Origin of the sequence: Mesorhizobium sp. BH1-1-5 (genome assembly GCF_020165615.1) — a bacterium.
Lineage (GTDB): Bacteria > Pseudomonadota > Alphaproteobacteria > Rhizobiales > Rhizobiaceae > Mesorhizobium.
Window position 1 is genome coordinate 37,275 of the sequence record NZ_JAIUIM010000034.1, and the last position, 17,849, is coordinate 55,123.

20 protein-coding genes and 1 pseudogene are annotated in these 17,849 nt (G+C 64.2%); 10 read left to right on the top strand and 11 right to left on the bottom strand.

Annotation, left to right across the window (positions count from 1 at the left end; translation table 11 throughout):
- Positions 1-4 precede the first annotated feature (4 nt).
- Positions 5-1,369 carry a PRC-barrel domain-containing protein gene (locus LB572_RS30680; protein ID WP_224670405.1) on the bottom strand — a complete coding sequence of 455 codons (1,365 nt, stop codon included), beginning with the start codon at positions 1,367-1,369 and terminating at the stop codon, positions 5-7.
- Positions 1,370-1,611: 242 nt separating this feature from the next.
- Between LB572_RS30680 and LB572_RS30685 the strand changes: the two genes are divergently transcribed.
- Entirely contained in the window at positions 1,612-2,532 is a 921-nt protein-coding gene (locus LB572_RS30685) for a diacylglycerol/lipid kinase family protein (protein ID WP_224670406.1), read from the top strand.
- 7 nt (positions 2,533-2,539) lie between these two features.
- Here the strand turns inward: LB572_RS30685 and LB572_RS30690 are convergent, their stop codons facing one another.
- Entirely contained in the window at positions 2,540-2,743 is a 204-nt protein-coding gene (locus LB572_RS30690) for a hypothetical protein (protein WP_224670407.1), read from the bottom strand.
- Positions 2,744-2,922: 179 nt separating this feature from the next.
- On the opposite strand from LB572_RS30690, the pseudogene LB572_RS34670 reads away from it, so the two are divergent.
- A pseudogene (locus LB572_RS34670) lies at positions 2,923-4,398 on the top strand (sensor histidine kinase).
- Between the two features lie 30 nt (positions 4,399-4,428).
- Here the strand turns inward: LB572_RS34670 and LB572_RS30705 are convergent.
- The 3 genes from LB572_RS30705 to LB572_RS30715 all read right to left on the bottom strand — a co-directional run bounded on the left by LB572_RS30705 (position 4,429) and on the right by LB572_RS30715 (position 6,065).
- Positions 4,429-4,893: a phage holin family protein gene (locus LB572_RS30705; protein WP_140804084.1), complete on the bottom strand. Its 465-nt coding sequence runs from the start codon at positions 4,891-4,893 to the stop codon at positions 4,429-4,431.
- Positions 4,894-4,899: 6 nt separating this feature from the next.
- Positions 4,900-5,226, bottom strand: a complete 327-nt coding sequence (locus LB572_RS30710) for a DUF883 family protein (RefSeq protein ID WP_140804086.1) — start codon at positions 5,224-5,226, stop codon at positions 4,900-4,902.
- 77 nt (positions 5,227-5,303) lie between these two features.
- Positions 5,304-6,065, bottom strand: coding sequence for a Crp/Fnr family transcriptional regulator (locus LB572_RS30715; RefSeq protein WP_224670410.1), 762 nt, complete (start codon positions 6,063-6,065; stop codon positions 5,304-5,306).
- Positions 6,066-6,217: 152 nt separating this feature from the next.
- Between LB572_RS30715 and LB572_RS30720 the strand changes: the two genes are divergently transcribed.
- Positions 6,218-6,598 carry a response regulator gene (locus tag LB572_RS30720; RefSeq protein ID WP_140804090.1) on the top strand — a complete coding sequence of 127 codons (381 nt, stop codon included), beginning with the start codon at positions 6,218-6,220 and terminating at the stop codon, positions 6,596-6,598.
- Positions 6,599-6,633: 35 nt separating this feature from the next.
- Here LB572_RS30720 and LB572_RS30725 read toward each other — a convergent pair whose 3' ends face one another.
- Together LB572_RS30725 and LB572_RS30730 are read right to left on the bottom strand one after the other, a co-directional pair.
- A complete protein-coding gene (locus LB572_RS30725) occupies positions 6,634-7,185 on the bottom strand; it encodes an RNA polymerase sigma factor (protein ID WP_140804092.1) in 552 nt (183 codons plus the stop codon).
- A 3-nt stretch (positions 7,186-7,188) separates the two neighbouring features.
- Complete coding sequence (locus LB572_RS30730; protein WP_140804094.1) at positions 7,189-7,392, bottom strand: NepR family anti-sigma factor; 204 nt, start codon at positions 7,390-7,392, stop codon at positions 7,189-7,191.
- 218 nt (positions 7,393-7,610) lie between these two features.
- On the opposite strand from LB572_RS30730, the gene LB572_RS30735 reads away from it, so the two are divergent.
- From LB572_RS30735 to LB572_RS30760, 6 genes are all read left to right on the top strand, one after another.
- A complete protein-coding gene (locus LB572_RS30735) occupies positions 7,611-8,405 on the top strand; it encodes a response regulator (protein ID WP_224670412.1) in 795 nt (264 codons plus the stop codon).
- Positions 8,406-8,576: 171 nt separating this feature from the next.
- Complete coding sequence (locus tag LB572_RS30740) at positions 8,577-8,741, top strand: DUF1328 domain-containing protein (protein ID WP_018429836.1); 165 nt, start codon at positions 8,577-8,579, stop codon at positions 8,739-8,741.
- Positions 8,742-8,930: 189 nt separating this feature from the next.
- Positions 8,931-9,962, top strand: coding sequence for a sensor histidine kinase (locus LB572_RS30745; RefSeq protein ID WP_224670414.1), 1,032 nt, complete (start codon positions 8,931-8,933; stop codon positions 9,960-9,962).
- A gap of 230 nt (positions 9,963-10,192) precedes the next feature.
- The gene (locus tag LB572_RS30750) at positions 10,193-10,360 is read left to right on the top strand and encodes a hypothetical protein (RefSeq protein ID WP_224670416.1); all 168 of its coding nucleotides are present in this window, start codon (positions 10,193-10,195) and stop codon (positions 10,358-10,360) included.
- Between the two features lie 121 nt (positions 10,361-10,481).
- Positions 10,482-10,808, top strand: a complete 327-nt coding sequence (locus tag LB572_RS30755; RefSeq protein ID WP_224670418.1) for a hypothetical protein — start codon at positions 10,482-10,484, stop codon at positions 10,806-10,808.
- Between the two features lie 82 nt (positions 10,809-10,890).
- Positions 10,891-11,136 (top strand): YMGG-like glycine zipper-containing protein, encoded by a 246-nt coding sequence (locus tag LB572_RS30760; RefSeq protein ID WP_224670420.1) that lies wholly within the window; start codon positions 10,891-10,893, stop codon positions 11,134-11,136.
- 87 nt (positions 11,137-11,223) lie between these two features.
- Here the strand turns inward: LB572_RS30760 and LB572_RS30765 are convergent, their stop codons facing one another.
- The 4 genes from LB572_RS30765 to xylF form a co-directional block, all read right to left on the bottom strand.
- Entirely contained in the window at positions 11,224-12,846 is a 1,623-nt protein-coding gene (locus LB572_RS30765) for a CHASE domain-containing protein (protein WP_224670422.1), read from the bottom strand.
- A gap of 130 nt (positions 12,847-12,976) precedes the next feature.
- Positions 12,977-13,735 (bottom strand): ATP-binding cassette domain-containing protein, encoded by a 759-nt coding sequence (locus LB572_RS30770; RefSeq protein ID WP_224670433.1) that lies wholly within the window; start codon positions 13,733-13,735, stop codon positions 12,977-12,979.
- A 53-nt stretch (positions 13,736-13,788) separates the two neighbouring features.
- The gene (locus LB572_RS30775; protein WP_224670423.1) at positions 13,789-15,141 is read right to left on the bottom strand and encodes a sugar ABC transporter permease; all 1,353 of its coding nucleotides are present in this window, start codon (positions 15,139-15,141) and stop codon (positions 13,789-13,791) included.
- Between the two features lie 148 nt (positions 15,142-15,289).
- Positions 15,290-16,330, bottom strand: coding sequence for a D-xylose ABC transporter substrate-binding protein (xylF, locus tag LB572_RS30780; protein ID WP_140804108.1), 1,041 nt, complete (start codon positions 16,328-16,330; stop codon positions 15,290-15,292).
- A gap of 272 nt (positions 16,331-16,602) precedes the next feature.
- On the opposite strand from xylF, the gene LB572_RS30785 reads away from it, so the two are divergent.
- A complete protein-coding gene (locus LB572_RS30785; RefSeq protein WP_224670424.1) occupies positions 16,603-17,838 on the top strand; it encodes an ROK family protein in 1,236 nt (411 codons plus the stop codon).
- The last annotated feature ends 11 nt before the right edge of the window (positions 17,839-17,849 follow it).

Sequence of the window (17,849 nt, forward strand, 5' to 3'; positions counted from 1 at the left end):
TCCCTTACTTCAGCATCATCCGCTGCTGGTCGCGGTTCGCGGCATAGCTGCTCTTGTCATAGGCCGTCTGCGCCTGCAGCTGTTCCTTGGTGAAGTTGGTGTAGAGATATTTCTTGCCGTTCTTGTCGGTCATGAATTTGAGTTTGTCCATGCCGACCGCCACTTCCTTGGCACCGATGCCGAGGAAGCCGCCGACGTCGATGACCACCGCGTCCGGCTTGTTGTCCGGCGTCAGCACGACATCGCCGATCGAGCCGATCTCGGCATCGTTGGCGCCATAGACGGTGGCGCCCTTGAGATCGTCGCCACGGATGTCGCCCATCGGCATCTCGGTCAGCGTCGACTTGTCGATGGACGCCGTCTTGGTCTGGTCGGCGGCGGCGGCGTCGTTGTCGGCAGGCTTGTTCTCGGCCGTGCTCGAAGCCGGCGGCGTTGCAGGCTTGGCCTCGGCCGTCGGCTTGGCAGGCTCTGCCGGCTTGGCGCCCTTGTCGGAGGTCGTATCCGAAGACACCACCGCGGGCGTGGTCGCCGCAGGAGCGTTGTTCGCGGCCGTTGTCGTGCCGGGCGCCGGATCATAGGCCTTGCGGTTGAAGTCGGGCTGGGCCTGCAGCTCCTCCTTGGTGGTCTCGGCCACCAGCCAGCGGTTGCCGTCCTTCTCCGCCCATTTTGCCTTGGCGAAGTCATAGGTGACATTCTTCGTGCCGATGCCGAGGAAGCCGCCGACGCCGATCACCAGCGACTCGGCCTTGCCGTCCTTGGCAAGCACGATGTCCTTCACGTCGCCGATCTTCTGGGCATCGTCCGCAGTGCCGTTATAGACCGAGGCGCCCATGATGTTGGTGGCGAGATTGCCGTCCGCCTTCTTCACCGGTTCGGCGGGTGCGGCCGCCGGGGCCTGCGCCGTGGTCGTGTTGTTGGCGGGCTGCGTCGCGTCGGCCGGCTGCGCCGGCGCCGGATCATAAGGCTTGCGGTCGAACGCCGGCTGGGCGTTCAGCTCGTCCTTGCTGGTCTTGGCCACCAGCCAGCGGTCGCCATTCTTCTCGGCCCATTCCAGCTTGCCGTAGTCGAAGGCGACATCCTTCGAGCCGACGCCGAGAAAACCGCCGACCCCGATTATGGCCGACTTGGCCTTGCCGGCGGAATCAAAGACGATGTCGTCGACCTTGCCTATGTTCTGGGCGTCGTCGCCGGTGCCGTTATAGACCGACTCGCCGATGATATTGGTCATGAGCGCGCCGTCCGAGCGCACGACCGGAGCCGGATTTTCGGCTGCCGGGGCCTGTTGCGCCGGAGCGGGCGTCGTCTGTGCAAAAGCGCCGGTCGCGAGCAGCGTCGCGATCGCGGTCGTCGCAAAAAGAGTGCGGATCATCATGGTCTCTCCTCGTGCCTGATCTGTGCATGGCGCTCGCTCGGCCAGCCTCTGAACGGCGGGTCGGGAGCGGCATTGTCGACAGGTTCACAACGTCGTGACCGGGGTCTTGTTCCAACAGCGCGCGCTTCCGGCAGCCGATTCCTAAAACCTGCGGTGGAACCTTTGCCGGCGCATCCCCGTTTCAGCCAGTGGCTGAGGGGTCTGTCGGCTCGAAGCGACTTGAAGACACGGAGCGGGGTATGCGGTTTGCTGCAGTGCTGAACCAGGACGGCGGCACCTTGCGCACCATCGACATGGAAGCATTTTCAAAACAGCTGCGTCAGACACTCGAAGCGGCGGGACATTCGGTCGAGGTCGAAATCGTTGCCGGCCGCGATGTTGCTTCGGCGCTGGAAAAGGTTATCGCCAGGCGCAACATCGACATTGTTCTTGCCGGAGGCGGCGACGGCACGATTTCCACGGCGGCGTCCCTCCTCATGAACAAGAAGAAGGCCTTGGCCATCTTGCCCGCCGGCACGATGAACCTCTTCGCACGGGGCTTGGGCATTCCGCAGACACTCGAGGCGGCACTGCAATCCTTCGCCGAGGGCGAGGTGATCGCGGTCGATATGGCGAGCGCCAACGGCCAGCCTTTCGTGCATCAGTTCTCGGTCGGCATGCATGCCAAGATGGTTCAGCTGCGCGAGAAGATGGATTTCGGTTCGCGCCTTGGGAAGATGCAGGCATCCGTGCGCGCGGCATGGGTGGCGATCAAGAACCCGCCCGCCCTGAAAGTGAGCCTGAGCGTCGGCAAGGCGGAGATCGTCACCCGCACCACCGGCATCGGCATCTCCAACAATCTGTTTGGCGAAGGCCATCTTCCCTATGCCGACAACCCGGCCGGCGGCGTGCTTGGCATCTATGTCAGCGTCGCGCGCCGGCGCCATCATCTGGCAAAGCTTTTGCTCGATATGCTGCGCGGCAGGCTGCGCCAGAGCGCGCATGTCGAAGTGCATCAGGCAGGCAGGGCTGTGCTGAAGATCCACTCGCCCACCCGCAAGTTCAGCGCGGTGCTGGATGGCGAACTGATCAGGCTCGAGCGCGAAACAACGATCGAGATTCACCCGGGCGCGCTGAAAGTGCTCGTTCCGGCAAGCCATGCACAGGCAAAGGCCGCGTGATGGGGGATCAGCCGCCCTGGACGGATTTCTGGGCCGCGGGCGGCGCTTTCGGCACGGTCTGCTGCGTCGTCGGCGATTTGATCAGCTCGCCATAAATCTCGACCGCCCCCCACGCGATGAAGGCCAGCAACAGCCCGGCGATGAGGATTCTGAGCGCGTGCCAGCCCCAATGCCCCTGGCGTGCTTTGTCTTCGGGTACGATCTTGGTCACTCTTGGCCTCCATACTGCGCGGCGGCGGGCGCTTCGGGAACGATACGTTCGGGTAACGGAGGCTGTTCGGGAAAGTTCCGCATCGGGAGACGTGCCGGCCGCGGCCGATTGCGTGAGGCTTTGAGGGAAAGGTGACCAACAAGGCTGAAAGTTTGCCGACGGACGTCAGCCGCGTCGTCATGGATGCGGAACGGCTCGCCGTGCTTCAGGGCTTGGACGCCATGGACACGGCGACCGATCCGGACTTCGACCGTATCACCGGTCTTGCGGCGGCAATCGCCGAAGCGCCTGTCGCGCTGGTGAGCCTGGTCGACAGCGATCGCCAGTGGTTCAAGTCGCGCATCGGTCTCAACGAGACGGAGACGCCAACCAGCGTCTCTTTCTGCGCCCATGCCATCGCTGCCGGCGACGATCCCATGGTGGTGACCGACGCCACGCTCGATCCGCGTTTCGCCGCCAATCCCCTGGTCACGGGCAAGCAGCACATCCGCTTCTATGCCGGGGTGCCAATGGCGGTGGCCGGCGCCCGGATCGGTACGCTCTGCGTGCTCGATCACGAGCCGAGACCGTTTCCGACCGAAAACGCCCCGAGGACATTGAAGACGCTTGCCGCCCTGGCTGCGAGCCTGTTCGCGCTGAAGGACGCCACCCGCAACGGCGCCATTGCCAAGGCGGAACTGGCGCGCGAGGAAAAACGTCGCGCCATCGCGCTCGACGCTGCCTCGCTGGCAAGCTGGGCGTGGGACATACGCACCGATATGATCGACTGCGACATTCTTCTGGCCGAGCTCTTCAACCTGCCGCCGTCGAACCGGCTGAAAGGCGCGCGACATCCTGCGCGCCATCGACCCGCGCGACGTCTACCAGACCGAGACGCGTTTCCGCGACGCGCTGAGCGGCAGCGACGACTATTTTGGCGAATACCGGGTCAAGGGTCTCCATCCACCCCGCCGGATCGCCACGCGCGGACGCGTGGTCGAACGCGACGGCGAGGGCAAGCCGACGCTGATCTTCGGCGTCAACTACGACATCACCGAGCGCAAGCTGGGCGACGAGCGGCAGCGCCTCCTGCTGCGCGAGCTCAACCATCGCGTCAAGAACACGTTGGCGACCGTGCAGGCGCTGGCGACGCAGACGGTTCGTCACGCCCGCCAGCCGAGTGAATTCCTGGAAGCCTTCGGCGCCCGGCTGCAGGCGCTCGGCACTGCTCATAGCCTGCTGTCCGACCGCGAGTGGCGCGGCATCGGCATCGGCGAGTTGGCGCGCATCGAGGTCGGGGCTTTCGATACCGGCGACCAGCCGCGCATCGCGATCTCAGGTCCCGAGCTTCTGCTCTCGCCGGACCAGGCGGTGGGGCTGGGCTTGATCCTGCACGAACTCGCCAGCAACGCGCTGAAATACGGTTCGCTCTCGGTGCCGTCGGGCAAGGTAAACCTCGACTGGAAGGCGCAGGGTCGCAAGGGCGCGCGGCGCCTGGTGCTGACCTGGCGTGAAAGCGGCGGGCCCGAGGTCGAGCTCCCGATCGCCAGGGCTTTGGCTCGATCCTGATCCGCCGCAGCCTTGCCAAGGTCATCGACAGCGACGTCAACCACGAATTTCGCCCCGGCGGCGTCTTTGCCGGGATATCGATGCCGCTCGAGCCGTTCTTGAAGTAAGCGGTGTCGTGGCGTGAGCAGCCGAACGGTCTACGGCATGTCCTTCGGGTCATGCGTCGGTGGCGTGGGCTTGGCGTTCTCGCGATAGATGGCGTAGGCAACGACCGCCAGGGCGGGCGCGATGACGGCTCCCAGCCCGCCCTTGCTCTTCGCAAGCGCCGGAAGCAGGGCGAGTGCCGCGGTAACGCCCAGCGCCGTCATGTCGGCCTGCCGCCGTTTTGCGCGCCGCCTGCTGCGCATGCTCGTCGTCAGCTTGTGGATGACCAGGACGAGCCCGGCAAGCACCAGGAAGCCGATGCCGAAGCCGAGGCTGGTCGCCAGCGGTCCGTAGCGCGCCGCCAGCCAGATATAGGCGGCGCCGATGAGGAAGCCGACGCCGCACAGGGCAAAAACGGCGGCAAGTCCGTAAAGGATTGCCGTCGTCCGCGCCCTGTGCACAGCGGCCATGGCCTCGCCCGAGGCGAGGGCCGAGATCAGCGAGACAAGCGTCCCCATCTGGGGCTAGCGGCGGGAAAGCAGGGCGAAGAGAAAGCCGACGCCTGCCGCGATCGCCAGCGACGTCACCGGCTTCTCGCGCACTTTGGCGATCAGCTGTGCTTCGATATCCTCGGCACTTCCCCGCATGCTCTCGAACGCGGCTTCGCCCTGGGCGCGCAATTGCTCGACGCCGCCCGCGGCGGCGCGACGGGCCGCGCCATAGCCGTGTTGGCCGGTCTTGGCGAGCTGCTCCGTCAGTTTCTGGATATCCGCCTTCAGCTGCTCGATATCAGCCTCGAGGTCGGCGGTGGTCGCTTGATCCGTTGCGGATTTGCCTGCGGCGGTTGCCATTCTCTAACTCCTTGCGTTTGCGTTGATTTCAACGCCCGTTCAGCGCCATAGTTCCGGTCGTCGCGAGCCTAAACATCCTAGATCAGCGGCCTGCGGTCCTCGCCGAGCCCTTCCCAGCGGGCAAGCTTCTTCAACCCGTCATAGTCGATCACTTCACAGCCGCCATCTCGCCACATAACGAGCTTGCGGTCCATCAGCTTGCGGATCGTCTTGTTGGTATGGACCAGCGAGAGGCCGAGCGTGTCGGCGATGTGCTGTTGCGTGATCGGAATCTGCACCGGTGTCTTGCCGTTGAGTCCGGCGCTGCGCGCCCGACTGGCGATGAAGGCGATGAGGTAGGCCGCTCGTTCGAGCGCGGTGCGGCGGCCGATGCTGAGCAGGTTCTCGTCCAGCATGCGTTCCTCGCGCGACGCGATCCAGGTAATGTCATAGGCAAGGCCGGGATGGTTGCGATAGAGTTCCTGCAACTGGTCGCGTTCGAAAACGCACAGCAGCATCGGCGACAAGGCCTCGATGGAATGCTGCATCTCGCCCATCAGGCTGCCTTGCAGGCCGATGAGGTCGCCGGGCATGGAAAAATTGAGGATCTGCCGACGTCCGTCGGGCAGAAGCTTGTAGCGGAACGCCCAGCCGGACAGCACGGTGTAGAGATGCGCGCTGTGGCTGCCTTCGACCAGGACTGTCGCTCCCTTGTCGACCGCAAGTTCACCGCGCTTGAAGGTGCTGATGAATGACAATTCCTGCTTGTCGAACTCGCGGAATCCCGGCAAGGGCCGCAACGGGCACTTTTCGCAAGGATATTGGCGGCTGGCAGCCGGACGTGCGTTTTGGCCGGACATTTCGACCCCTCTTCGAAATTCCTGCCCTTATGGGCGCAAGGAAACGCTTGAGACCGGCAGGGGTTCCGCGAGGCCTGTATCCCATGTCTTTTTTAAATGACATGGGGTCCAATTCCGCGCATGAGTGCGGCCAGCCGAGGAGACACTGATAAGTGCCAGCACTGCTTGACGGACTGCGTATTCTCGTCCTGGAAGACGAATTCCTGATCGCGATGGATGTCGAGCAGCTTTGCCGCGACCACGGCGCCGCGGATGTGACGATCGTCCGGAAGATCGCCGAGGTCGAGGGAGAAGCGCTGCCTTCGCGCTTCGACGCGGCGGTCGTCGATCTCATGCTCGGCGGCGTCTCGACCCTGGATTTCGCCTCGCGGCTGCGCAGCGAGGGCGTGCCCTTCGTATTTGCCTCCGGCTATTCGGATTCGGACGAGGTCAAGGACTCGTTCCCGGATATCCGGCTGGTCGCCAAGCCCTACTCAGGCGACGATCTGATCGAAGCCGTGGCCATGGCCTGCGGCCGGGTCGCCCCGGCCTGACACCATCCTTGCAATCGGAATCATAACCGATCGGCTTACGCCGCGTTCGACCCTGTGACCTGCGCCGAGATCGCGTCGGGCCCGAACTCGTCCTCTCCGGAAATCTTGAGGATCTCCTGCAGCCTGGCGCGCGCCCGGCTGACCCGGCTCTTGATCGTGCCGACCGCGCAGCCGCAGATCTCGGCGGCTTCTTCATACGAGAAGCCCGAAGCGCCGATCAGGATGATGGCTTCGCGCTGGTCCTCGGGCAGTTGCTCGAGCGCGCCGCGGAAATCCTTGAGGTCGAGCTGGCCGTGCTGGGCCGGATGAACGGCAAGCCTTGCCGTCATGATGCCGTCGCTGTCCTGCACTTCACGGCCGCGCTTGCGCATCTGCGAATAGAATTCGTTGCGCAGGATGGTGAACAGCCAGGCCTTCAGATTGGTGCCCGGCTGGAAGCTTTCATGCTTGTCCCACGCCTTGACCAGCGTTTCCTGGACAAGGTCGTCGGCCCGGTCGGCATTCTGCGTCAGCGACACGGCAAAAGCCCGCAGGCTCGGGATCGCGCCGAGCAGCTCGGTCTTGAAGTTCTGGGATACCGCCGCCATGCCTCAGTCCTTTTTCTGGGCAGGTTCGGTTTGTTCCAGCTGGCTGAGCAACTGAGCGAAACGGTCCGGCACATGGTCCGAGACCAGCTCGTCATAGTATTGCTTTAGCTTGCGCGCTATCTCGGAGTTTGCCCCAAGCGGATTGCCATCCCCGTTCCGATGCCGGCCTGCGGCATCAGCCATCTGTTTTTTCGTCATTTCTTTCATAATCGCCCTAGTTTCCAGCGCCTGAACCGCTCTTCGACTTCACACCACAACGCAAGCGGAACCGTCGTCTGGTTGCCCATCCCGAGACCCGAAACGCCCGCCTGCTAATTTAGTTCCACAGCCGGCGGAACTTTTTCCGAAAGCCGGCGTTGATTTTCCGGGGCGTGCAATCAGCGTGGGCCTCAAACGTGCAACGTCATCTGAGGGAGACGTCAATAATGAGTTTGTCCGCTACCATCGCTCCGCATCTTCCGTTCCTGCGCCGCTTCTCGCGGGCGGTATCGGGATCGCAGGAGAGCGGTGACGCGCTGGTCGCCGCGATGCTGGAAGCCATCATCGCCGACACCAGTATTTTCCCCGAAGCCTCGAGCGACCGCATCGCGCTCTACAAGGTTTTCGCCAGATTGTTCACGTCCGTGGCCATCCGCGTGCCGCAGGAACAGGCGCAGACCGCTTGGGAGCAGCGGGCAGCAGCCAATCTGAACGCGCTCGCCCCCCTGCCGAGGCAGGCTTTCCTTCTGGTTGCCGTCGAAGGCTTCAGCGAGGACGAGGCGGCGGAAATCCTCGACGTCGACGAGGATGAGTTTTCGGAGCTGCTTGCCCAGGCGAGCAACGAGATTTCCCGCCAGGTCGCCACCGACGTGCTGATCATCGAGGACGAGCCGCTGATCGCCATGGACATCGAGGAGATGGTCGAAAGTCTCGGCCACCGCGTGGTCGGCACGGCGCGCACGCATGCCGAGGCGGTGGCCTTGTTCGGCAAGACGCGGCCGAAAATGGTCCTGGCCGACATCCAGCTCGCCGACGGCAGCTCGGGCATCGAGGCCGTGAACGAGATTTTGTCCTCGACGCCGGTGCCGGTGATCTTCATCACCGCCTTTCCGGAACGCCTGCTGACCGGCGAACGCCCCGAGCCGGCCTTCCTGGTCACCAAGCCTTTCAATCCCGACATGGTCAAGGCCCTGATCAGCCAGGCCCTGTTCTTCGACCGTCAGGCCAAAGCCGCCGCCTGATCCCTGTCGAAGTTTAGCCCGTCGAGCGTCATGCGAGGCCTTTGCGCCGCGCGTGACGCTTGGCTGCTTGCGGTCTGAAAAGCCCCTTCAAGGGGATCGTCTTTTTCGGCAAATGGTGGAACAAACGACACCGAGCCACGTTCTTTTCCCGACGCAAGAAGGAGACGCATCATGCTGTACTGGGCGCTCGTATTTCTCGTAGTTGCGATCATCGCCGGCGCGCTTGGGTTCGGCGGCATCGCCGGCACATCGGCAGGCATCGCGCAGATACTGTTCTTCATCTTCCTCGCCTTCCTGGTGATTTCGCTCATCGCGGGTCTCTTCAGGAGAGCCTGACCGCAACACTGGAAGCCGCACCCCTCAAACGGTTTCCAGCCACCGCCGGGCGGCGCCTCGAAAGAGCACCGTCCGGCGGACCGTTTTTGGCGGGTCGTTTTTGGAGAGCCCCGCGATTTCAGGACGTTGGCTCGCGCGGAACCAGTTGCGGATTGAGCCGTTCAAAGACGAAGTGCGGGAATATTTCCAATGCCTTCCGAGGGTCCCACGAAAGACAGGGCTGAAAAGCAGGACGGCGAAGTGATCGCGATGCATCCCGCGGAAAATGGAATGCAGCTGGGGCGGGCCCTGCTTCATGCTCTGCACAATGCTGGGATTTCGGTCCTTTACCAGGATCGGCAGATGAAGACGGTCTGGGCGCGCAACATGAGAGCGCCGTGGGCGTCCGAAACCGCCGACGGCAAGGATTTGCTTTCGCGGGCGCAGGCCGAACGCATACAAGCCGCCAAGCTCAAGGTGGTCGAATCCGGCAGCGCCGATCAGCTCGAACTCAGCATTCCGGGAAGCCAGGGTGTCCGCTGGTTCCAGCTTTGGATCGATGCCGACCGCGGCGACGCCGGCGACGTCCTCGGCGTCGTCACCACCATGGTGGAGACGACGGAGCAGAAACGCCGCGAGCAGACGCTGAAGACATTGCTGCGCGAAGTCAGCCATCGATCGAAAAATCTCCTGGCCATCATCCAGAGCATCGCCACCCAGACCGGGCGCTATACGGAGACGCTCGGCGAGTTCCTGGCGCGGTTTCGTGGCCGGCTGCAATCGCTTGCGTCCTCGCAGGACCTGGTCACATCCTCCAACTGGCGAGGAGCGGCATTGCAGGAGCTCGTATCCGGCCAGGTCGGCCGCTACAGCAGCGATCTGGCCAACAGCCTGCGGTTCGTGGGTGAGAATCCCTATCTCAACCCCAACGCCGCCCTGCATATCGGCCTGGCGATGCATGAGCTGGCCGTGAATTCCGTGAGCTATGGCGCGCTGTCCCGGCCCGACGGCCATGTCGAGGTGCGCGCCAGGCTCGAGGCCGAAGACGCAAGCGCGCCCAACCTTTTATTGACCTGGACGGAGGAGGTTGGCGACGCGCCGCGCAACGAGAAGCGCTTCGGCAGCGTGGCGCTGGAACGTGTCGTGCCGATGTCGCTGAACGGCTCCGCGACGCTGGAGATCGGCAAGGACCGCATGGAATACCGCCTCACCGTCCCGCATGGGAATTTCGAGACGGATTGATAGCGCCGCCGATGGCGCGAGAGCAATTCCAGGACAATGTGAAACAGCCAGGCTTGGCGGCTTCGCCATAGCCAGGCTCGGCGGCTTCGTTCACCGGATTCGGGTCGGAACGGAGCCTTGCCGGCAAAGGTTTTAACCGGCTGTTCACCATAAAGTCCGATCCTGTGCTCCCGGCTGACAATGCGCCGGAAACCCATCCGCGCCCGGCGCGCGACCTGGGAGACTGAACGATGGTTGCCGACATGAACAGGCTGGAGCAGGCCGCCCGCGTCTCGATGAGCGGGTTCCAGGATGCCGAGCCGGCGCCGGCGCCGCGGTCATCCCATCTTTCGCCCCGGCTGGGCGCGATCGCGCTTCTGGCGGCAGTGGCCTTGACCGCGGCCTGGCAATTGTTCTGACCCCGCATGCGGCTTTGACGCCAAGACTTTAGCGCCGCCATTTCGCGCCGAGCGCCTCAGGCTCCGGCCCCGGAACTTTTGTTCGCCGAGAATCGTTGTTTGCGGCGAGAGGTTTGGAGGCATGGAACACATCGTCGCATTGCTCTTCGTCGTCGGCTGTTCGAGCACGATGACCGACTGCCGGGAACTCGAGGTGCCGGTCAGCGTCTTTGAAATCGCACAGGCATGTGTTGCCGAAAGGCCGTTCGCCCTCGGCGACCTGCAGGGCCAGGCGCCCCGCATCATCGGCAAGTGCCTCGCCGTCGATCCGGCGCTGGAGGACGATTACGACCAGATCGTCTGGAACGTGAAGTCCGACGGCACGCTGGCCGCATCCCTTGAGGTTTCCCGCACACTTCTCGCGTCAAACCGCGAGCACCCCGAAAAAGACTATGTTAGGCAACAGTAAAATCGAGCAGGCAAAGCAGGTTTTTTCATGCTAAATGATTGCTGGCATTGCCAAAAGTGAGGACAAATTGAGGAGCAATTCTATGCGGAAGATGATCATTGCCATGGTTGCCGTGGTCGCTGTCAGCGGTTGCACAACGACCGAGCAGGACGTCGTCGGCGGCGGCCTGATCGGCGCCGGTGTGGGCGGCCTGGTCGGCGGCGGCAAGGGTGCGCTGATCGGCGCGGCCGTCGGTGCCGGGTCGGGCCTCCTGGTTCGCAACCTGCGCAACGGCTATTGCGTGTATCGCCACCGTGACGGCACGACCTACCGGGCCCGCTGCAACTAGTTCAGTACCGAAACCGGAGGCCGGCAGCCGGCCTCCGGTTCTTTGAGTCAGATCGCTGTTCCCCGCCACCAGCGAGTCTTGCGCCGCTCACACGGCCAGCGGGATTCTGATTTCCACCTTCAATCCGTCGGCGTGGTAGTCGCGCGCGATCGTGCCGCGCAATTCGCGCGTGACATTGATATCTATCAATTTGGTGCCGAAGCCGGTCTTGACCGGCGCTTCCAGTTCCTTCTGACCCGCTTCGCGCCAGTTCAGCACCAGCGTCCGCTCGCGGTCGCGGCCTTCGACGCTCCAGTCGACCTTGAGGGCGCCCACCGAATTGCCGGCCTCGCCATATTTGAGCGCGTTGGTGGCGAGCTCGTGAAAGGTCAACCCGAGCGCCTGCGTCGTCGTCTCGTCGAGCAGCACTTCCGGCCCTGACAACACGCCTTCGGGAAGGTCCTTGCCGAACACCTGCCCGAGCTCGATGCGCAGCAGGTCGCCGAGATCGGCCTTCTGCCAGCGCGAGCGCGTCAGCATGTCCTGCGATGCGGCCATGGCCTGGAGGCGTGCCGAGAATGAAGCCGAAAACTCCTTGACGTCGGCGGCTTGCGAGGCCGTCTGCCGCGCGATCGCCAGCACGCGTGTGATCGAATTCTTGATCCGGTGCTTCATCTCCTGCAGGATCAGGTCCTTTTCCAGCAGGCTCTTTTCGGTCGCCTCGTGCAGCGCCGATTTCGCGTCATAGGCACGCTCCTGGTAGCGCGCCACCAAGGCGATGGCGCCGGCGAGCAGCAGGCCGAACAGCCCGAGCATCACCGGAATGGCGCGCGAGGACGGCGGCTCGAAGGCGCTTGTCGGCCTGAGCAGCAAGGTCCATGGGCGGCCCGCCACGACAATATCGCGGCGTGCCAGAAGCTTCGCGCCGATACGTTCCTCCGGCGGAGCCTCCGAGCGGAAAAGCAGATTGCCGGCCTCGGGCTTGCCGTCATAGACCTCGAGGTTGACCGGCAGCAGCGGCGAATGGCTGAGCGCGACCTGGAACAGGTCCTGAGCGCGGAAGGCGGCATAAAGAAAGCCGGCCGTGGTGGAGCGGCTTGCGTTGATCACCTCGGGCGCCGTTTCGACGTTCAGCCGCACGAAAACCAGGAACCCGGTGAAGGTCTGCGCCACGCCGGCGCCCTGGCCGAGCTGGACCATGCCGCTCGCATGCTGCCGGTCGTCGGCCATCGCCTTTTCGATCGCTGCGCGCCGTACCGGCTCGGTGAACATGTCGAAGCCGATGATCGATTGGTTGGACGTATCGAGCGGCTCGAACAGCACGATCGGCGTGCGCCATTGCTCGGTCGTCGCGGGATAGATCGGGTGCGCCGACCCGAGGTCGTGCAGGATATCGCGTTCGACCGCCGCCTCGTCGCCGGTCTTGGCGAGCCTCAGGAAGCCGATGCCGCGCAGCCCCGCGAAATTGTCGTCGATGTCGAGCGCGGTGAAGAAGGCCTTGAATTCGCCACGGGTGATGTCGCCGTTGCGGGCGTCGAACAGCGCCTGCGTCGAACGCAGCAGCGACAGATGCAGGTCGATTCGGCTCTCGATACGGCCGAGCGCATCGTCGGCGGTGCCCTCGAACTTGATCCGAGCCGCCTCCTGCGTCGCGAAATAGGCGAACCCTGCCATCGTCAGGCTGATCAGCGCAACGGCGACAAAGGCAACGATCGGAAAGAGCTTCTTCAAATCTAAGATGCGGCCCGTGGACGGTCGCGACCTTTATGGGCAAGTCTCCGCGTCAACACAATGGCGCGGCCAAATCATCACCGGGGCTGGTACATCACGCAGTCGTCAATTAGCCGGCTATCTTTCTGGCTCAGGCCGCGATCTTCAGCGCGCCTGGACCCGGAATGGCGCCGGGCGGGCATTTGCCCAGGATGATCATGCCGAGCACCTCGTCCTGGGTGACGTCGGTCGTGCGCGCGGTGCCGACCACCTGGCCGTTCTTCATCACGCAGACCCGGTCGGCGAGCTCGAAAACGTCGTGGATGTCGTGGCTGATCAGGAAGATGCCGATGCCATCGGCCTTGAGCTGCTTGACCAGTTCGCCGACCTGCGCCGTCTCCTGCGGGCCGAGCGCCGCCGTCGGCTCGTCCATGATCAGGATGCGGGCATTGAACAGGATCGCGCGGGCGATCGCCACCGACTGCCGCTGTCCGCCCGACAGCTTGATCACCGGCTCCTTGAAGCGCTGGAAACGTGGATTGAGCCGGCCCATCACCTTGCGCGCCTCGGCTTCCATGGCGACGTCGTCCAGCGTGCCCCAGCCGGTCATCAGCTCGCGGCCGAGGAAGAGATTGGCGGCGGCATCGACATTGTCGGCCAGCGCCAGCGTCTGGTAGATCGTCTCGACGCCGTATTTCTTGGCGTCGCGCGGGTTGGAGATCGAAGCCTCCTCGCCATTGATGAAGATCTGCCCGCCGTCGCGCTTGTAGGCCCCCGACAGGATCTTGATCAGCGTCGACTTGCCGGCGCCGTTGTGGCCGAGCAGCGCCATCACTTCGCCAGGGAAAAGATCGACGGAGGCGTCATCGACGGCGCGGATGCCGCCGAAGGCGATCGAGATGCTGCGCATATCGACCAGCGGGACGCCGGCGGGAGCGGATTTTTCTGCCACGATCGTTCTCCTCAGACCCGCTTGCGATAGATGGTGTCGAGCCACACCGCGACGACCAGCACGGCGCCGACGACGATGCTCTGCAGCGGCGAATCGACGCCGAGCAGCACCATGCCGGACTGCAGCGACTGCATCAGCAGCGCGCCGAGCATGGCGCCGAGCACGGTGCCGGAACCGCCGGCGAGCGAGGTGCCGCCGATGACGGCCGCGGCGATGACCAGAAGTTCGTCCAGCGTCCCCAGCACGTTTGTCGAGGAGTTCTGCCTGGCCGACGAGATCGCCGCCGCGATCGTCGCCAGCACGCCCATGATCATGAACACCTTCATGGTGATCCAGCGCGTGTTGATGCCGGCAAGATTGGCCGCTTCCGGATTGCCGCCGATGGCAAAGACATAGCGGCCGAAGCGCGTGCGCTTGGTGACGAAGGTCATGATCAGGCCGACGGCGACAGCCATCAGCACAGGTATGGCGATGCCATGCGCGATGAACAGCCCGCCTTCGGGCACGGTGATGTTGTTGGCGGCGGCGTAGCGGTTCACGATACCGACCGGCCACGGATAGGAATTGGCGAGCCACACCGCGCCCAGGATGACCGCGCAGGTGACCGTGGCGAGCAGCGTCTCGGCCCAGACCGGACGCAGCGGGAAGCGGAAGCGCTTGCGCTGCACACGGCCGTTGAAATGCATGAAGATAACCGCCAGGCAGGCGACGATGCCGACCATCCAGCTCCATTTGGCGCCTATCGAGCCCGCCGGGCCGCCGCCCATCAGCTGGAACGTGGCGTCGAGCGGCGCCACCGTCTGTCCGCTGGTGACCCACCACGCAGCGCCCCGCCACACCAGCAATCCGCCCAGCGTGACGATGAAGGCCGGCACTTCGAGATAGGCGATGATGAAGCCCTGGAAGGCGCCGATGATGAGGCCGAGCGCCAGGCCGATCAGCAATGCCAGAACCCAGATCCAGGGATTGCCCAGTTCAAGCCCGACGAAGCGAACCAGGAAATGCACCTGGGCAAAGCCCATGACCATGCCGATCACCCCCTCGGCCGATCCGACCGACAGGTCGATGTTGCGCATGACGATGACCAGCACCATGCCGGAGGCCATGATGGCCACGGCCGACGTCTGAACCGACAGGTTCCAGAGGTTGCGCGGCGTGAGGAAGGTGCGGCTGTCGAAGTCGAGCGGATTGACGCCAAGCCGCAGGCTGGAAATCACATGCAGCCCGATCCAGATCAGCAGCAGCGCGCCGATCATGCCGAGCATGCGGGTGTCGAGCTCGGTCGCCTTCAGGAACCGGGCGACAGCGCCGAGTTCCGACGCGCGCGCGGTGTCCGCCGGTTGCGTAGACGTCGTGTCGGTCATGATATCCTCCCGCCGGCCTGCCGTCTGGCGCGGATGCCGGAACTCAGCCTAGAAGCTACCCGCCTGAGGCGGAACCGCAAATCTTTTTGAGAAAACGCCGCGGCCTTCAGGCCGCGGCGCAAGGGCTTTGAACGATCGTCGGCAAAGCTTAGTTGCAGACCTTGACGCTGCCGGCGGGCACGCCCGCGCAGACTTCGTCCTTCTTGATCCAGCCGGCGTCGATGACGACGTTGAGATTGTCCTTGGTGATCGCGATCGGGGTCAGGAACAGCGACTTGACGGTGTTGCCGCCAGGCGTCGTGAAGTCCTTGGCGCCGGCGATATCGCCCATCTTCTTGCCACCGGCGAGCTGCGAGGCGATCTCGGCGGCGTTCTTGCCGAGCTCGCGCGCGTCTTTCCACACCGACACGGTCTGCGTGCCGAGCGCGATGCGGTTGAGCGCCGCGTGGTCGCCGTCCTGGCCGGAGACCGGAACGGTGCCGGCGAGACCCTGCGCCGTCAGCGCCGCGACGACGCCGCCGGCGGTGCCGTCATTGGCGGCCACGACCGCGTCGACCTTGTTGTCGTTGGCGGTCAGGAACTGCTCCATGTTCTTCTGCGCGTTGGCGGGCAGCCAGCCGTCGGTATAGGCCTCGCCGACATTCTTGATCTTGCCGCTGTCGATGGCTTCCTTCAGCACTTCCATGGAGCCCGAGAACAGGAAGTCGGCATTCGGATCCGAACCCGAGCCCTTGATGAAGACGTAGTTGCCCTCGGGCTTGGCCTTGAACACCTCGCGGGCCTGCATGCGGCCGACTTCCTTGTTGTCGAACGTCAGGTAGAACACGTCCTTGTTCTCGATCAGGCGGTCGTAGCCGACGACCGGGATGCCCTCGTCGAGCGCCTTCTGCACCGCCGGGCCGATCGCCGAGGCATCCTGCGCCAGGATGATCAGCGAATTGGCGCCCTGCGAGATCAGGCTTTCGACGTCGGTCAGCTGCTTGCCCGGATTGGACTGCGCGTCGGCCGAGATATATTTGTCGCCGGCGGCCTCGATGGCGGCCTTCATCGCCGCTTCGTCGGTCTTCCAGCGCTCTTCCTGGAAATTCGACCACGAAACGCCGATCACCTTGTCCTTCGCCTCGGCGACCGAGGCCAGCGTCAGCGACATGGCAACGCCCGCCAGAATGGCGGCTGCGAATTTCTTCATGATATCCTCCCTGCGCCCCGTGCGGCGCGACCCAGACTGGCCCGAAGGCCGGCACAGAGGCTTTTTTTCGAGCCTCAAAAAAATAGTGATCCAGCAAAACGACGCTGTCAACTGCGATTCTGATGGGTTTTGATGGGTCCGAGCATTTTTTTCGACATCCGCAATAAATAATGACATGGACCTTGGCTTCTGCCAGTATCGCTGGCGTGTCACCGGTAGGCCATGGCATCATCATCACAAGGCCGCGATGACCGGGAGGACGTGCGAGGACAATGTCGGTCGGGATCCGCCACGACGATTTGCGCCGGCGCAACCGCGCCATGGTGATTTCGGCCGTGCGCCGCGCCGGCCAGCCCTCGCGGACGGAGATTGCCGCCTCCACCGGGCTCAGCCACTCGACCATTTCGGCGATTTCCGCCGATCTGATCCAGGAGGGCATTCTCACCGAAAGCAAGGCCAGCGAGCCGACGGCGTTGAAACGCGGCCGGCCGCAGATCGGCCTGGCGCAGAACCCCGAAGCCGCCGCGGTGCTGACCGTGGTGCTGTCGCTGAACTTCCTGTCGGTCGCCGTCATCGACTACGCCGGCCAGGTGATTGCCGAGGAACAGCAGCGCCTGGACACGCTTGTCATGCCCCGCGACGAGCTGATCGGCGAATGCGTTGCGATCGTCCGGCGCCGGCTGCAGGATCCCGACCTCGACCTGGGCAGCGTCGCCCGCATCGCCATGGGCATTCAAGGCATCACCGATTCCCGTTCACGCGCCATGCTGTGGTCGCCGATCACGCCGCTGACCGACATTCCCTTCGCCGATATCCTCGAAAAGGAATTCGGCATCCCGGCCACAACGGAGAACGACTGCAACATGATGGCGGTGGCGCTGCAATGGCGCGATCCCGAGCGCTATCGCGACGACTTCATCGCCATCCTGCTCTCGCACGGCATCGGCATGGGGCTGGTGCTGAAAGGCGCGCTGTTCACCGGCACGCATTCCTCGGGCGGCGAGTTCGGCCACATGATCCATCGTCCGGGCGGCGCGCTTTGCCGCTGCGGCCGGCGCGGCTGCGTCGAGGCCTATGCCGGCAATTATGCGATCTGGCGCAGCGCCATGGGAATAAGCGAGGATGCCGCGCCAACCGACGTCGGCGACGCCGACATGCGCGCCCTTGCCGCAAAGGCCCGTCAGGAGGACGGCCCCGAACGGGAGGCTTATCGCCGGGCCGGCGAAGCGCTTGGCTTCGGTCTCGGCAGCCTGTTTGCCTTGATCGACCCGGCGCCCGTCGCCATGGTCGGCGTCAGCGCGGCCGCCTTCGACCTGATCGAGCCGGCGCTGAGGGAGGCGATCGCCCAGACCGCCGGCGGCCAGCACTCCAAGTCGATCTCCTTCGACACCGAGCCGAACGAACTGCCGCTGATCCGCGAAGGCTGCGCCATGCGCGCGCTGACCTTCGTCGACCAGGAGATTTTCGCGCCGGGAGGCCAGGCGCGAGCGGGCAAGCACGTCGCCTGATCAACCTTGAT

Coding starts and splice junctions, on each gene's coding strand:
- LB572_RS30735 (WP_224670412.1), top strand. CDS start 7,611: ATGAGTTTGTCCGCTACCATCGCTCCGCATCTTCCGTTCCTGCGCCGC.
- LB572_RS30750 (WP_224670416.1), top strand. CDS start 10,193: ATGGTTGCCGACATGAACAGGCTGGAGCAGGCCGCCCGCGTCTCGATG.
- LB572_RS30745 (WP_224670414.1), top strand. CDS start 8,931: ATGCCTTCCGAGGGTCCCACGAAAGACAGGGCTGAAAAGCAGGACGGC.
- xylF (WP_140804108.1), bottom strand. CDS start 16,330: ATGAAGAAATTCGCAGCCGCCATTCTGGCGGGCGTTGCCATGTCGCTG.
- LB572_RS30770 (WP_224670433.1), bottom strand. CDS start 13,735: ATGCGCAGCATCTCGATCGCCTTCGGCGGCATCCGCGCCGTCGATGAC.
- LB572_RS30775 (WP_224670423.1), bottom strand. CDS start 15,141: ATGACCGACACGACGTCTACGCAACCGGCGGACACCGCGCGCGCGTCG.
- LB572_RS30715 (WP_224670410.1), bottom strand. CDS start 6,065: ATGTCCGGCCAAAACGCACGTCCGGCTGCCAGCCGCCAATATCCTTGC.
- LB572_RS30680 (WP_224670405.1), bottom strand. CDS start 1,369: ATGATCCGCACTCTTTTTGCGACGACCGCGATCGCGACGCTGCTCGCG.
- LB572_RS30740 (WP_018429836.1), top strand. CDS start 8,577: ATGCTGTACTGGGCGCTCGTATTTCTCGTAGTTGCGATCATCGCCGGC.
- LB572_RS30760 (WP_224670420.1), top strand. CDS start 10,891: ATGCGGAAGATGATCATTGCCATGGTTGCCGTGGTCGCTGTCAGCGGT.
- LB572_RS30730 (WP_140804094.1), bottom strand. CDS start 7,392: ATGAAAGAAATGACGAAAAAACAGATGGCTGATGCCGCAGGCCGGCAT.
- LB572_RS30785 (WP_224670424.1), top strand. CDS start 16,603: ATGTCGGTCGGGATCCGCCACGACGATTTGCGCCGGCGCAACCGCGCC.
- LB572_RS30685 (WP_224670406.1), top strand. CDS start 1,612: ATGCGGTTTGCTGCAGTGCTGAACCAGGACGGCGGCACCTTGCGCACC.
- LB572_RS30710 (WP_140804086.1), bottom strand. CDS start 5,226: ATGGCAACCGCCGCAGGCAAATCCGCAACGGATCAAGCGACCACCGCC.
- LB572_RS30755 (WP_224670418.1), top strand. CDS start 10,482: ATGGAACACATCGTCGCATTGCTCTTCGTCGTCGGCTGTTCGAGCACG.
- LB572_RS30705 (WP_140804084.1), bottom strand. CDS start 4,893: ATGGGGACGCTTGTCTCGCTGATCTCGGCCCTCGCCTCGGGCGAGGCC.
- LB572_RS30725 (WP_140804092.1), bottom strand. CDS start 7,185: ATGGCGGCGGTATCCCAGAACTTCAAGACCGAGCTGCTCGGCGCGATC.